Below are 12,986 nucleotides of genomic sequence, written 5' to 3'. Positions count from 1 at the left end.
CGACGCTAGATCCGGAACCGGCCTCTGGACCTGCGGTTACGCCGACGGCGGACGGGGTTCGCCGTCGGCGGAGGTCGGGTCGGTGCCCGCGGTCGCCACTCGGCGCAGCAGCGTCCGGAGCGCGGTCTGCTCGTCCGCGGTGAGCGGCGCCAGGATGTGGGCCTCGGCGCTGCGCATCCGCTTCTCGGTGTCGCAGAGCAGCGCCCGGCCGGCCTCGGTGAGCACGATCCGGCGGGCACGGCGGTCGGTCGGGTCGGGGCGGCGCTCGATCAGGCCCGCCTCCTGGATCTTGTCCAGCAGATAGGTCATGACGGTGCGGTCCACCCCGAGCTTGCGGGCCAGCGCGAGCTGGGTGGGCGGGTCGTCCGCGGCCGCGGCGGCGAGCACCTGGAAGCCGCGCTGTCCGCCGGGCAGGGCGGCGACGACGCACTGCACCGCGGTGGCGTGGTCGCGTGCCACCCGGGTCAGTGCCCACGCCAGGTCGCACTCGACGCTCTGCGGGGCGGACGGACCGGACATCGTCACAGGATACGTGCTTGCCAAGGTCTTCTCCTACGAAGATACTCTGTCGAACAGAACATCTTCTTCTCAGATTGACCGGGAGGTCACCGTGTCCCTGTTCCGACTCGACGCGAGCATCCGCACCGAGGGCTCCGTCAGCCGCGAGATCGCCGACGAGGTCGAGCGCGCCTACCTCGAGGCGCAGCCGGGCGCCGAGGTCGTCCGTCTCGACCTGGGTACCGCGCCGCTGCCGGCCGACCTGTGGACGACCGCGGTCGCGGCCGGGTACGTGGCCGAGGCCGACCGCACCCCGGAGCAGCGCGGGGCCCTCGCGCGCATCGCGGAGCTGGCGGACGACGTGCTGGCCGCCGACGCCGTCGTCATCGGTTCTCCGCTCTACAACTTCGGCATCGCCGCGCACCTCAAGACCTGGGTCGACGCCCTGATCACCGACCCCCGGTTCGCGCCGGGCACCACCCCGCTCGCCGGCCGCCCGGTCGTGCTCGTCGTCTCCCGGGGTGGCGGCTACGGGCCGGGCACTCCGCGCGAGGGGTGGGACCACGGCTCCGGCTGGATCACCCGGATCCTGCGCGACGTCTGGGGCGCCGACGTGACCGTCGTGGAGACGGAGCTGACCCTCGCCGACGTGGTGCCCGCGATGAGCGAGCTGCGCCCGCTGGCCGCGGAGAAGCGCGAGCGCGCCCGCGTCGACGCCCGCGCCGCGGGGGAGCGGATCGCCGCGGTGACGCCGGCGGCCTGAGCGCCGGGCCCGAGCACCGGGCCGGGGCGGTCGGACGCCGCCCGGCCCGGCCGGGGCCGGGTCAGGCCACCTTCGGCTCCCACAGCTCCGGCCGGTCGGCCAGCTGCAGCGGCAGCCCGAAGTAGCCGAACAGCTCGGTGTTGAGGAAGATGCTCAGCCCGGTGACGACCCCGTCCTCGATCCGCAGGGCCGTGATGCCCCAGGCCTCGAACTCGCCGTTCGGCCCGGACGGCTTCCACTGGGCGAAGCCGACCGTCCCGTTGATCTCCACCGGAGCCACCCGCGACCCGCGGCAGCCCTGCCCGGGACCGGTCGCCATCCAGGCGATGACGTCGTCCCGGCCGCGGAACCACAGCTCCAGCGGAGGCATGTTCTGCTCGACGTCCTCGTGCAGCAGCGCGGTCAGCGCCTCCATGTCGAACGCCTCGAAGGCGGCCATGTAGCGCATCAGCAGCTCGGTCTGCGCCGGGTCCATCGCCGGGGAGGTCTGCGGCGCGGTCTCGGAGATGCCCTGCTCGGACAGGGTGGCACGGGCGCGCTGCAGGGCGCTGTTGACCGAGGCGACCGTGGTGTCCAGCAGCTCTGCGACCTCGGCGGCCTTCCAGCACAGGACCTCGCGCAGGATCAGTACGGCACGCTGGCGGGCCGGCAGGTGCTGGAGCGCCGCGATGAACGCCAGCCGGATCGTCTCCTTCGCGACGGCCTTGTCCGCCGGGTCCCCGGCCGGCGTCGACACCCGGGCGTCGGGCATCGGTTCGAGCCACTCGGCGTCGGGCAGCGGCTCGCGCAGGGACTCGGCGACCGGTGCGCCGGGGCCGCCGATGTCCATCGGGACGGCGCGACGCTTGCGTCCGTTCAGCGCGTCGATGCAGACGTTGGTGGCGATGCGGTACAGCCAGGACCGCAGGGAGGACCGGCCGTCGAACTTCGCGACGCCCTTCCAGGCCCGGACCATCGTGTCCTGCACCGCGTCCTCGGCCTCGAACGCCGAGCCGAGCATCCGGTAGCAGTAGCCGGTCAGCTCGCGCCGGTGGTCCTCGAGACGTTCCTCGGGTGGCCGCTCGTCCACGGTGGCGTCGGCAGCCCGTGCGGGTGCGCTCATGGTTCCCCCTCGACGTAGCCGTCCGGGTGGGTCCCGGTCCGTCTGGTCGCGAGTGTGCCGCGACACACCGACAAAGTGGAGGGCTCGCGCGACGAACGGCCGCCGAACAGGGACGACGCACGCCGACGGGCCGACCGCGACGTGGGATGATCGGGGCCGACGGCGCTCCGCTCGACCCTCCCGGTCCGCCGGTCGCACGCACGACGGAGGAGTCGGGGAGCACGGCGGGGCGACGATGTCAGCGGTGACCGAGAACGACGGGCCCGGGAGCACCGGCGGGAGCGGCACACGCCGCGCCGGCCGGCGTCCGGTCACCTCCCGCTCGGAGATCGAGCACATCGCCCTGGAGATGTTCAGCGACCAAGGGTTCGAGAACACGACCGTCGACGACGTCGCGCACGCCGCGGGCATCGGGCGTCGCACGTTCTTCCGGTACTTCGCCTCCAAGAACGACATCGCCTGGGGTGCCTTCGACGAGCAGCTGGTGGGGATGCGCGCGGTGCTCGCGGCCCAGCCGCCGGACCTGCCGACGCTGGAGGGGGTCCGGCGCGCGGTGCTGGAGTTCAACCACGTCGAGCCGGCCGAGCAGCCCTGGCACCGGCGCCGGCTGCGGCTGATCCTGCAGACCCCGGCGCTGCAGGCGCACTCGACGCTGCGCTACGCCTCGTGGCGGGAGGTCGTGGCCGACCACGTCGCCGAGCGCCGTGGGGAGGCCTCCTCGGGGCTCGTCCCGCAGAGCGTCGGGCACGCCTGCCTGGGCGTGTGCATCGCCGCCTACGAGCGCTGGCTGGCCGACGACACCGCCGCGCTCGCCGACCTGCTCGACGAGGTGCTGCGGTCGTTGCAGCGGGGCTGGGCGACCGAGCTGCCCTGAACGCGCCGCGACGGCGCCCCGGTGCGGGGACGCCGTCGCGTGGCGATGCGTGCGGTGCCAGGTCAGCGGGTGGTGCCGAAGAGCCGCTCCCAGAGGCTCGGGCGAGTGGGGGCGGTGTCCTGGGTCGTGGCGTCGGCCGGAGCCTGCGGCGCGACGGTGCCGCCCGAGGCGGTCGCGTCGGCCGGGGCGGTGGCGACGGCCGTGCACCCGGGGCCGCCGGCACGGCGGGAGCACCCGGGAGGGCAGAGGTGCCCGGGGTCGTCAGAGCGCCCGGAACGGCCGGGGCCTGCGGAGCGGTCGGCGCACCGGGCACCGCCGGGGTCGCGGGCGCGCCCGGGACGGTGGGCGCTGCCGGGGCGGCGGGGGTACCTGGGACGGCCGGGGTCACCGGCGCCTGGGGGAGGGCCGGGGCCCCGGGGGCGGCGGGAGCCTGCGGGACGGCCGGAGCGCCCGGGACGGCCGGCGGCTCCGGGATCTGCTGGCCCGTGGCGTCCGTGGTGACGGCCACGGCCGGGGTTGCGGAGGTGGCCGGGACCGCGGGGGCCGCCGGGGCGACCGGAGCCGCGGGCGCGACCGGAGCTGCCGGAGCCACCGGAGCCACCGGAGCTGCCGGAGCCGCGGGCAGGGCGGCGGCGCCGGGAACCGCCGGCGCGACGACCGCGGGCACGGTCGGCGCGGCCGGGACGGCGGGGACCTGCGGCGCAGCCGGGGCGGCCGGTACGGCCGGAGCGCCCGGGACAGCGGGAACCTGCGGTGCGGCCGGAGTACCCGGGACAGCGGGAACCTGCGGCGCTGTCGGAGTGCTCGGGACGGCGGGGGCCTGTGGGGCGACCGGCACGCCCGGAGCGGCCGGGACTCCCGGTGCCGCGGGAACTCCCGGTGCCGCGGGGGTCGGCACGTCCTGGACGGGGACGGCGGCGTCGGCGGGCGTCGCTGGCGCGGTCGCCGCGCCGTCGCCGAAGAGCGTGTCGAACAGCCGGTCCAGCGGGCCGTCGGACGGCGTTGCGGGTGCGTCGGCGGCGGTCGCGGCCGGCACGACCGGGGTGGAGGCATGAACGGGCTCGGCCGCGCCGGCCACGCCGGCGCCGTACACACCCAGGGTGCCGATCATGAGGGTCAGGGCGACGGAAGTGGTGACTCGGGATCGCACGGTCTCTCCAGTTCGCTGTGCTGCTGCACGGGGTGACGGACAGCGCTGAGCTTGCGGTCACGGGGCGTCGTCCACCAGTGACCTGATCGTGGCCACACGCGTCACAGGGGTCCCATCGGTCACGCTGTGGCCGGATCGCACCGCGCTGCACCCGGAACGGGCGACCCCGTCCGGGTTCACGGGCGGCCGCCGAGCGGGTCGGAACCGCCGCCGCCACCCGAAACGGGGAGTGTGGACGCCTGGTGCTCACTCGACGGCGTGGAACGTGTGTCGTGCTCACTCGTTCGGGGTGGTGATGACCGCCCGACGTCGATCGGCGGCCCGAATCTCACGCGGCGTGGTCACCCGTGGCGTCGTGCGGCGGGTGGTCGGTGCCGCGGAGTCGGCCGTGCGGGGGGTCGAGTGAGGACGGTCGACGTGTCACGGAGCCGTGGTAGCGTCCGCGGCGGTTGCAGTCGTTCTTCTCCGATCGCCGTCGAGCGTCCGTTGAAGTTGTGACGGTGGGCGTCGTCGATCGGTGCTGAGGTGCCGCGGCGGTGTCCACGCGACCTCCGGCTCTTGCTGTGAGGGCCGGAACCGCTCCATCTGAGAAGGACACACGCTATGCCGCAGGGCACCGTCAAGTGGTTCAACGCCGAGAAGGGCTTCGGCTTCATCGCCACCGACGACGAGGGACCGGACGTCTTCGTCCACTACTCCGCCATCGAGTCGAACGGATTCCGCACGCTGGAGGAGAACCAGCGCGTTGACTTCCAGGCCAGCCAGGGCAAGAAGGGCCCGCAGGCCGACTCGGTCCGCGTGATCTGACTTCTGCGCGGGCACGACCCGCGCAACGCGACGGCGCCGGCTCCCCTCGGGGACCGGCGCCGTCGTCGTTCCCGGGGTCAGCCGAAGGCCGGTCGCAGCCCCTCCCGTGCTCGCAGCGCCGCCGCGACGACCACCGCGGTCACGCCGAGCACCGCGACCACGGTCACCGGCACCGTCCCGGTCGCGGCGGACTCCACGGCGACCCAGACCAGCGCCCAGGCGGCTGTCGCCGCGTACGGCAGTGCCGCCGTCGTCCGCCGGGTCGCGACGCCCGCGCCCAGCACGCCGACCAGGAGCAGCGCCGCGGCCGTCACCGGGCCGAGTGGCACGCCCCAGTAGGTCAGCGTCACCGAGAACCCGGCCACGGTCGCCAGCGACACCCAGCCCGCGTAGAACGCGAGCGGCCCGTGCAGCAGTGCCCGGTCCGCCGTCCCCTCGGCCGGGAATGCGGCGAGCCGGCGCAGCACCACCGCGAGGGTCACGAGCAGCGCCACGATCAGCAGCTGTGCGGTCCCCAGGAACTCCTGGGAGAACACGACGATCCAGCCCGCGTTGAACACCGCCGTCGCCACGAACAGCCAACCGGTCGCCCGGTGCACCGTGCGCGACCGCTGCCCGGGCAGTGACTGGTACACCGCGTACACGAGCAGGACCAGGTAGATGAGGCCCCACACGGAGAACGCCACCGTCGCGGGGGTGATGAGTGAGGGGTAGCGGTCGCTGAGAGCGTGTTTGGAAATTCTAGTGGGTTGAGGGTGTCGTGTGTTTCTGCTGGCGGGTGGCGGGGTATCCACGGGCGATGCGGCGGGTGATGGTGTTGATCGCGGCCCAGCGGATCATGGCTTCGGATGTGGTGGGGTGGCGTTCGTAGTCTCGGGCCAGGCGTCGGTGTGCGGTGAGCCAGGCCAGGGTCCGTTCGACCACCCACCTTCGTGGGAGGACGGTGAATCCGCGCTGCTCGGGTGGCTTGCGGATGATCTCGATCGTTGTCTGCAGGATCGTGGCGGCCCAGTCGAGCAGTCGCCCGGCGAAGCCGGCGTCGGCGTAGACGAACCGCACCCTGGTGCGCAGGTAGAGGTTGAGCAGGATCGGCTTGGCGCCGTCGCGGTCCTGTACCGAGGCCGAGCACACCATCGTGGTCAGCAGCAGACCGAGGGTGTCGGTCACGATGAACCGTTTCCGTCCGCCTGTCTTCTTCCCGGCGTCGTAGCCGCGGGAGTCCTGGCCGACGGTGTCGGCGCCCTTGACCGACTGGGAATCGATGATCCCCGCACTCGGCTCCGGATCACGGCCCTCGGCGATACGTAACTGCCCCCGCACGACCGGGAGGATCTTCTCGGTGACCTTCTGCTGTTCCCACTGGTTGAAGTACCAGTAGACGGTCTGCCAGGGCGGGAAGTCCACCGGCAACGCCCGCCAGGCACACCCGGTCCGCACGACATACAAGATCGCGTCCAGCACGTCCCGACGAGCATGAGCAACAGGCCGCCCCCGCCGCGCGAGCGGCGGTAACAACGGCTCGATCACCACCCACTGGGCATCACTGGTGTCCGAGGGGTACCGGCGCGGTCGTTCCTGCATGCCGACCACGATGGAGCACCCCAGCCGTGTCGACCATCCCGACACACCCACCATTTCCAAACACGCTCTGAGCACCCGCTGCGACTCCCCGAACGTCCCGCTGCCGCCGAGCGAGCCCGCCACCGCCTGCAGTACTGCCGCGGCGAGCACCGCCCAGGTCTGTGCCGTGTCCATCCCGGTGGCCGGGCCGGCCGTGCGGCCGGCCCTCGCCGTCGTCGACGCCATGTCGGTCCTCTCGATCTCGCAAATATCTCTATCGTAAAGATAATCGATGCACGAGGCATGTCGAGCGGTGCGACGACCGGCACCGCACCGGACGGCGTGGAGGTTGCCGCCGGTCGTCGGTCCGCTGCGCCCGGTCACCTGCCGTTCACCGGTGGTCGTGGCGTTGTGCGGTCGGCGTTCCCCGCTCGTCTCGCCGCTGCGCACCCTCGTCGCGTACCCCTCGCGAAGTCGTGCCCGGAGCCCGCATCCTGGTGTTGTACTTCACAGGTGAGCGGCACCGCAGGGGTTGTCGCACAAGCGGAAGGAAGTGACCTCCATGTCCTGGTGGGACAGCTACCGAGCCGTCTACGGCGCGGAGCTGTGAGCGGCCGCTCGCGAGTACGCCGACCACGGTTGGCCGCTCGTGCCGGGGCCGGGCGCGGAGGTCATGCTGGCGACGGGCGACGTGCTCGACGTGGTCGAGGTTCCCGCGGTCATCGGTCGCCAGGCCTGCCGGACGCTGCGTGAGGCCGGCGAGGTCGTGCCGGTCGCCGCGACGCCCGAGGACACCTGGTGGTTCCCGATGAGCCCGCGGCACGCGCTGCCCGCCGAGCTGAGCCTGCACGCCGACGTGGTGCTGCACACCGACGGCATCGGTGTCGTCGCCCCGCCGACCGAGCGTCCCGAGGGCTGGGTGCAGTGGCGCGTCGCTCCGGCGCGGGTCGGCTACCGGGTGCCGGAGGCCGCGGTCGTCGTCGAGGCGATCTGCGACGCGGTGCGCCGTCGTTCCGGCGAGCAGGTCCTCCCCGACGAGCACGAGGTCCGGGCCGAGCGGTCCGGCATGCCGGGCGCCCTGCGCCGCTGATCCACCCGCGCGGCCCGGACGGAACCGAGGATCCGGCCCGCGCGACCGCGTACCGCCCGCCCGGGCGTCTCGTCGCCGTCCCCGCTCGTCTGGAGTGCGGACGCCGACACCGGCCGGGTGGTGCGCAGCGGAGGCGGCGCCCGAGGGGGCACTTCTCCCTCGCCGAGCAGCCGCTCCACCGGCCGCGGCCGGGTCCGGCGGGACATCGCCGGACCCGGCCGGGCCCCGCTCCGGGCGCCCCCGCCGCCCGATGTCGGTGTCCCCGGGCACTATGGGTGTGTGCAGACCTCCCGCGCGCCGGAGCGCCCGACCCCCGTCCCGCAGCGGGACCGCACCATCGGGACCGTTCCCGCCGTCCCCCTCGGTGGCTTCGGGCCCGGTGACGAGCAGAAGCGACGCGACCTGCGGCGGATGAAGGCCGTCGCCACCGGGTTCCTCCTCGGTGCGACGGTCGTGTTCTTCGTCGCGAAGTACTTCGAGGTCGTCCGCGGTGTCCCCGGGGCGGACTACGTCCGGGCCGCCGCCGAGGCCGGCATGGTCGGTGCGTTGGCCGACTGGTTCGCCGTGACGGCACTGTTCCGGCACCCGCTGCGGATCCCGATCCCGCACACCGCGATCATCCCGCGCAAGAAGGACACGATCGGCGACGCCCTCGGCGACTTCGTCGGGGAGAACTTCCTGTCCGAGTCCGTCGTCCGCGACAAGCTCGACCGGATCGGGGTCAGCGAGTCGGTCGGGCGCTGGATCGCCGAGCAGGGCAACGCCGACCGCGTCACCACCGAGCTGGCCACCGCCGCGCGGGCGGTCGTGACCGTGCTGCGCGACGAGGACGTGCAGAACGTCATCGAGACCGTCGCGGTGCGCAAGCTGATGGAGATCCCGGTCGGGCCGCCGATGGGCAAGGCGCTGGAGGGCGTCCTGGTCGACGGTGCCCACCGGAGGCTGGTCGACCTCGTCTGCGACCGCGCCTACGACTGGGTCGCCGACAACCAGGAGATGGTCCTGCGGGTCGTGCACGACCGTGCGCCTTCCTGGACCCCGCGCTTCGTCGACGACCTCGTCGCGGACAAGCTGTTCGCCGAGGTCCGCGGCTATGCCTGGGCCGTCAAGACCGACCCCGAGCACCCGCTGCGGCACGCCGTGGACCGGTATCTCGCCGAGTTCGCCCGCGACCTGCAGCACGACGAGACGACCATGGAGCGCGCCGAGCAGGTCAAGCGCCAGGTCGTCGAGCACCCCGAGGTGCAGCACTTCATCGGCCGCGCCTGGACGGTCGTGAAGGCCATGGTCCTCGACGCCGCGGACGACCCGTCGAACGAGCTGCGCCTGCGCGTGCGCGACGGCCTCATGGCCTTCGGGCGGAGGCTGGGTCGCGACGCCGAGCTGCGCGCGAAGCTCGACGGCTGGCTGGCCGACGCCGCGTCGTACGTCGTGCGGCACTACCGGCGCCAGATCACCACGCTCATCACCGACACGGTCGCCCGCTGGGACGCGGAGGAGACCTCGCGCAAGATCGAGCTCCAGGTGGGCCGTGACCTGCAGTGGATCCGGATCAACGGCACCGTCGTCGGGGCGCTCGCCGGCCTGGTCATCCACGCCGTGGGGGAGCTCGTCATCGGGTGATCGGGCAGGTGTCCCCGCAGGACATCGCGCCGTCATGGACGTGGCGCACACCACGTGACCAGCGCTAGCACCCTGCTTGCAAGAGCTAGCAGGGCCGCGTACGGTCGATTCCGTCAGTGAAGAACGGATCGAGGCGGAGGTGAGACGGATGGCCACCGAGCGCAAGCCCGGAGACCGTGAGTCCGTCGAGCCCGCCGAGCGCGTCGCGCAGGCCGTCGAGAGCGTCGGTCAGACCGTGGGGCACGCGGTGGAGGGCATCGGGTCCTACATCCGCGCCCAGCGCGAGGCCGCCCAGGTCTCGATGCGGCAGCTGGCCCGCACCGCGGGCGTCAGCAACCCGTACCTGAGCCAGGTCGAGCGGGGACTGCGCAAGCCGTCCGCCGAGATACTGCAGCAGATCGCCAAGGGGCTGCGCATCTCGGCCGAGGCGCTGTACGTCCGCGCCGGCATCCTCGAGGAGCGGCCCGCCGGTCAGGTGACCGACGCGGTGCTCACCGATCCGACCCTCAGCGAGCGGCAGAAACGCGTGCTGCTCGACGTCTACGAGTCGTTCCGCAGGGAGAACGGTCTCACCGCCGATCCCGACGACACGTCCACCGAATCCAGGAAGTGATCATCATGGCCGTGAACCTCCCCACCAGCGCCGACGTCCAGAAGCTGCGTGAGCAGACCGCCGAGCAGGCCGAGGTCGTCCGCACCCCGCTGCTCGCCGTCCTCGGTGCCGGCGACTACGCCTACAGCACCGTGACCAAGGCCGTCACCGACGCCCGCGAGACCGCCACCAAGCGCGCCGAGGAGGTCCAGACCCGCGTCCAGGAGCTCCCCGAGGAGCTCAAGGAGCTGCGCGGCAAGCTGTCCTCGGACAACATCCGCAAGCAGATCGAGGAGTTCCGCTCCGAGGTCGAGGGTGTCTACGTCGGCTTCGCCCAGCGCGGTGAGAAGGCCTGGGGTCGCATCCGCAAGCAGCCGCAGGTCAAGCAGGCCATCGCGACGGTCGAGGACCTGACCGAGAAGTTCGACACCCGCGTCGACGAGTTCGTGGACGAGACCCACGAGGTCGCCGTCAAGACCCTCGGCGCCGTCACCACGCAGACCCGCTCGGTCGGTGAGAAGGTCGCCCGCCGCGCCCAGACCGCCGCGGGCGAGGTCGCCGAGGCCGTCACCGAGGTCTCGAAGGAGGCCGCCGAGGCGATCGAGGAGGCCGGCGACGAGGTCGCGTCCACCACGCGTTCGACCGCGCGCCGCACCGCCGCCAAGACCGACCCGAAGACCGCCACCGGCGCGAAGGTCCCGGCCCGCAAGCCGACCACCCGCCGTGGCACCTCGAGCGCGTCCGCCGCGAAGAAGTGACACCCGCCGGGCCCCGCGCCCGGTGAGCACGCACCGCGCCCCCGGCCGATCCTCGATCGGCCGGGGGCGTCGTCGTGTGCGGGGCCGTGGATCGGGCCGCCCGGGATGCGGCGCCGGACGTGACCAGCGCCCGGGTTGTCCGTACTCTGGCCGCGTGCTGTCGCTGCCAAGTGCCCCCGATGAAGTGATCATCTTCGTGATCAAGTGGATCATGGTGGTGGTCGGCGGGTTCTCGTTCGGGCACGCGCTGAGGCAGCGCGCCGACGCCTTCACCGCGGCGGGCAAGCTCACCAAGAACGCCTGGCTGGGCATCACCGGCGTCGCGCTGCTGCTCCTGCTCGTCACGGGCGGCCCGATGTACGGCGGGGCCATGTTCTGGCTGGCCGCCACCGTCGCGACGCTGGTCTACCTGGTCGACGTCAAGCCCGCGGTGATGGAGGTCCAGGGCGGCGGACCGCGCTGGTGACCCACCCGGTCCTCGGGGTGCTCACGGCCGTCCCGGCCGGCCGAGGTCCGCGTTCGCCCTGAGCGGACACGACTCAACTCCGGGAAGCGGAGGGCCCTCCGCGTGGTTGTGCCGGGCATGAGTGACGTGCTGACGCTCCCGGTCCTGCCCCTCGACGACGCCGTGGTCCTGCCCGGCATGGTCGTCCCCGTCCGTCTCGACGACTCCGACACCCGTGCCGCGGTGGACGCGGCCACCGCCGCGGCCCAGGACCGCGACGACGGGAGACGGGTGCTCGTCGTCCCCCGCATCGACGGCCGCTACGGCGCCATCGGCGTCGTCGCCGTGCTCGAGCAGATCGGCAGGCTCCCCAACGGGGACCGGGCCGCCGTCGTGCGCGGTGAGCGGCGCGCCCGCATCGGGTCGGGGGTCTCCGGTCCGGGCGCGGCGCTCTGGGTCGAGGCCGAGCCGATCGAGGCCGGTGCGCCCACCGGCCGCACCCAGGAGCTCGCCCGCGAGTACAAGGCCCTGGTCGTCGGCATCCTGCAGCAGCGGGGCGCCTGGCAGGTGATCGACTCGGTCCAGCAGACCGACGACCCGGGCGCGCTCGCCGACCTCGCCGGGTGGGCCTCGTGGCTCGACGTCGCGCACAAGGCCGAGCTGCTCGCCGAGACCGACCTCGACGCCCGGCTGGAGAAGCTCCTGGAATGGACCAAGGAGCACGTCGCCGAGCAGGAGGTCAGCGAGAAGATCTCGAACGACGTCCGCGAGGGCATGGAGAAGCAGCAGCGCGAGTTCCTGCTGCGCCAGCAGCTCGCGGCGATCCGCAAGGAGCTCGGTGAGGACGACCCGGAGGGCTCCGACGACTACCGCGCCCGCGTGGAGGCCGCCGACCTGCCCGACGACGTCCGCAAGGCCGCGCTGACCGAGGTCGGCAAGCTGGAGCGCGCCTCGGACCAGAGCCCGGAGTCCGGCTGGATCCGGACCTGGCTCGACACCGTCCTCGACATCCCGTGGAGCACCACGACCGAGGACTCGTCGGACCTGGTGGAGGCGCGTCGCATCCTCGACGCCGACCACGCCGGCCTCGACGACGTGAAGGAACGCCTCGTCGAGTTCCTCGCCGTGCGCGCCCGTCGCGGACGCAAGGGGCTCGACACCATCGGCGGCCGCGGCTCGGGCGCGGTGCTCTCGCTGGTCGGCCCGCCCGGCGTCGGCAAGACGTCGCTGGGGGAGTCGGTCGCCCGCGCGCTCGGACGCAACTTCGTCCGCGTGGCGCTCGGCGGCGTGCGTGACGAGGCGGAGATCCGTGGCCACCGGCGCACCTACGTCGGCGCGCTGCCCGGCCGCATCGTCCGCGCGATCCGCGAGGCGGGCTCGATGAACCCGGTCGTGCTGCTCGACGAGATCGACAAGGTCGGCAGCGACTTCCGCGGTGACCCGACCGCGGCGCTGCTGGAGGTGCTCGACCCGGCACAGAACCACACCTTCCGCGACCACTACCTGGAGGTCGACCTCGACCTGTCGAACGTCCTGTTCCTGGCGACGGCGAACGACGCCTCCGCGATCCCCGGCCCGCTGGCCGACCGGATGGAGATCGTGACGCTCGACGGCTACACCGAGCCGGAGAAGGTCGCGATCGCCCGCGACCACCTACTGCCGCGTCAGATCGCGAAGGCCGGTCTGGACGACGGCGACGTGGAGTTCACCGACGTCGCGCTGTC

The 12,986-nt window shown here is 73.0% G+C and carries 12 protein-coding genes and 1 pseudogene; 9 read left to right on the top strand and 4 right to left on the bottom strand.

Going from position 1 to position 12,986, the window contains the following annotated elements:
• Window positions 1-36: 36 nt before the first annotated feature.
• Window positions 37-519: a MarR family winged helix-turn-helix transcriptional regulator gene (locus KPL57_RS23210; RefSeq protein WP_075312454.1), complete on the bottom strand. Its 483-nt coding sequence runs from the start codon at window positions 517-519 to the stop codon at window positions 37-39.
• A 91-nt stretch (window positions 520-610) separates the two neighbouring features.
• Between KPL57_RS23210 and KPL57_RS23205 the strand changes: the two genes are divergently transcribed.
• Entirely contained in the window at window positions 611-1,261 is a 651-nt protein-coding gene (locus KPL57_RS23205; protein WP_226353169.1) for an FMN-dependent NADH-azoreductase, read from the top strand.
• 61 nt (window positions 1,262-1,322) lie between these two features.
• Here the strand turns inward: KPL57_RS23205 and KPL57_RS23200 are convergent, their stop codons facing one another.
• Window positions 1,323-2,363, bottom strand: coding sequence for a sigma-70 family RNA polymerase sigma factor (locus KPL57_RS23200; protein ID WP_020626624.1), 1,041 nt, complete (start codon window positions 2,361-2,363; stop codon window positions 1,323-1,325).
• Between the two features lie 235 nt (window positions 2,364-2,598).
• Between KPL57_RS23200 and mftR the strand changes: the two genes are divergently transcribed.
• Window positions 2,599-3,237 carry a mycofactocin system transcriptional regulator gene (gene mftR / locus KPL57_RS23195; RefSeq protein ID WP_226353168.1) on the top strand — a complete coding sequence of 213 codons (639 nt, stop codon included), beginning with the start codon at window positions 2,599-2,601 and terminating at the stop codon, window positions 3,235-3,237.
• A 1,753-nt stretch (window positions 3,238-4,990) separates the two neighbouring features.
• The gene (locus KPL57_RS23190) at window positions 4,991-5,194 is read left to right on the top strand and encodes a cold-shock protein (RefSeq protein WP_020627638.1); all 204 of its coding nucleotides are present in this window, start codon (window positions 4,991-4,993) and stop codon (window positions 5,192-5,194) included.
• 77 nt (window positions 5,195-5,271) lie between these two features.
• Here KPL57_RS23190 and KPL57_RS23185 read toward each other — a convergent pair whose 3' ends face one another.
• Window positions 5,272-5,934 carry a tryptophan-rich sensory protein gene (locus tag KPL57_RS23185; protein WP_374203775.1) on the bottom strand — a complete coding sequence of 221 codons (663 nt, stop codon included), beginning with the start codon at window positions 5,932-5,934 and terminating at the stop codon, window positions 5,272-5,274.
• A pseudogene (locus tag KPL57_RS23180) lies at window positions 5,920-6,829 on the bottom strand (IS5 family transposase); the annotation flags it as partial. The pseudogene KPL57_RS23180 and the gene KPL57_RS23185, both read right to left, overlap by 15 nt.
• A gap of 574 nt (window positions 6,830-7,403) precedes the next feature.
• Between KPL57_RS23180 and KPL57_RS23175 the strand changes: the two are divergent.
• The 6 genes from KPL57_RS23175 to KPL57_RS23150 all read left to right on the top strand — a co-directional run.
• Window positions 7,404-7,844 carry a hypothetical protein gene (locus KPL57_RS23175; RefSeq protein ID WP_374203774.1) on the top strand — a complete coding sequence of 147 codons (441 nt, stop codon included), beginning with the start codon at window positions 7,404-7,406 and terminating at the stop codon, window positions 7,842-7,844.
• Between the two features lie 279 nt (window positions 7,845-8,123).
• Complete coding sequence (locus KPL57_RS23170) at window positions 8,124-9,467, top strand: DUF445 domain-containing protein (RefSeq protein WP_226353164.1); 1,344 nt, start codon at window positions 8,124-8,126, stop codon at window positions 9,465-9,467.
• 148 nt (window positions 9,468-9,615) lie between these two features.
• Window positions 9,616-10,080 (top strand): helix-turn-helix domain-containing protein, encoded by a 465-nt coding sequence (locus KPL57_RS23165; RefSeq protein ID WP_226353163.1) that lies wholly within the window; start codon window positions 9,616-9,618, stop codon window positions 10,078-10,080.
• Window positions 10,081-10,091: 11 nt separating this feature from the next.
• Window positions 10,092-10,817, top strand: a complete 726-nt coding sequence (locus KPL57_RS23160; protein ID WP_226353162.1) for a hypothetical protein — start codon at window positions 10,092-10,094, stop codon at window positions 10,815-10,817.
• Window positions 10,818-11,001: 184 nt separating this feature from the next.
• The gene (locus KPL57_RS23155) at window positions 11,002-11,283 is read left to right on the top strand and encodes a DUF2516 family protein (protein ID WP_020625752.1); all 282 of its coding nucleotides are present in this window, start codon (window positions 11,002-11,004) and stop codon (window positions 11,281-11,283) included.
• 117 nt (window positions 11,284-11,400) lie between these two features.
• A partial coding sequence (locus tag KPL57_RS23150; protein ID WP_226353161.1) for an LON peptidase substrate-binding domain-containing protein occupies window positions 11,401-12,986 on the top strand: 1,586 nt, incomplete at its 3' end.

The organism is Pseudonocardia sp. ICBG601, assembly GCF_020496245.1.
The sequence above is the reverse complement of the archived record's forward strand: the minus strand, read 5'-3'. Positions and strand labels throughout refer to the sequence as shown.

What these genes read in the sequence shown, in the direction of transcription:
- KPL57_RS23210 (WP_075312454.1), bottom strand. Translation starts at nt 519, where the DNA reads ATGTCCGGTCCGTCCGCCCCGCAGAGCGTCGAGTGCGACCTGGCGTGG.
- KPL57_RS23200 (WP_020626624.1), bottom strand. Translation starts at nt 2,363, where the DNA reads ATGAGCGCACCCGCACGGGCTGCCGACGCCACCGTGGACGAGCGGCCA.
- mftR (WP_226353168.1), top strand. Translation starts at nt 2,599, where the DNA reads ATGTCAGCGGTGACCGAGAACGACGGGCCCGGGAGCACCGGCGGGAGC.
- KPL57_RS23190 (WP_020627638.1), top strand. Translation starts at nt 4,991, where the DNA reads ATGCCGCAGGGCACCGTCAAGTGGTTCAACGCCGAGAAGGGCTTCGGC.
- KPL57_RS23165 (WP_226353163.1), top strand. Translation starts at nt 9,616, where the DNA reads ATGGCCACCGAGCGCAAGCCCGGAGACCGTGAGTCCGTCGAGCCCGCC.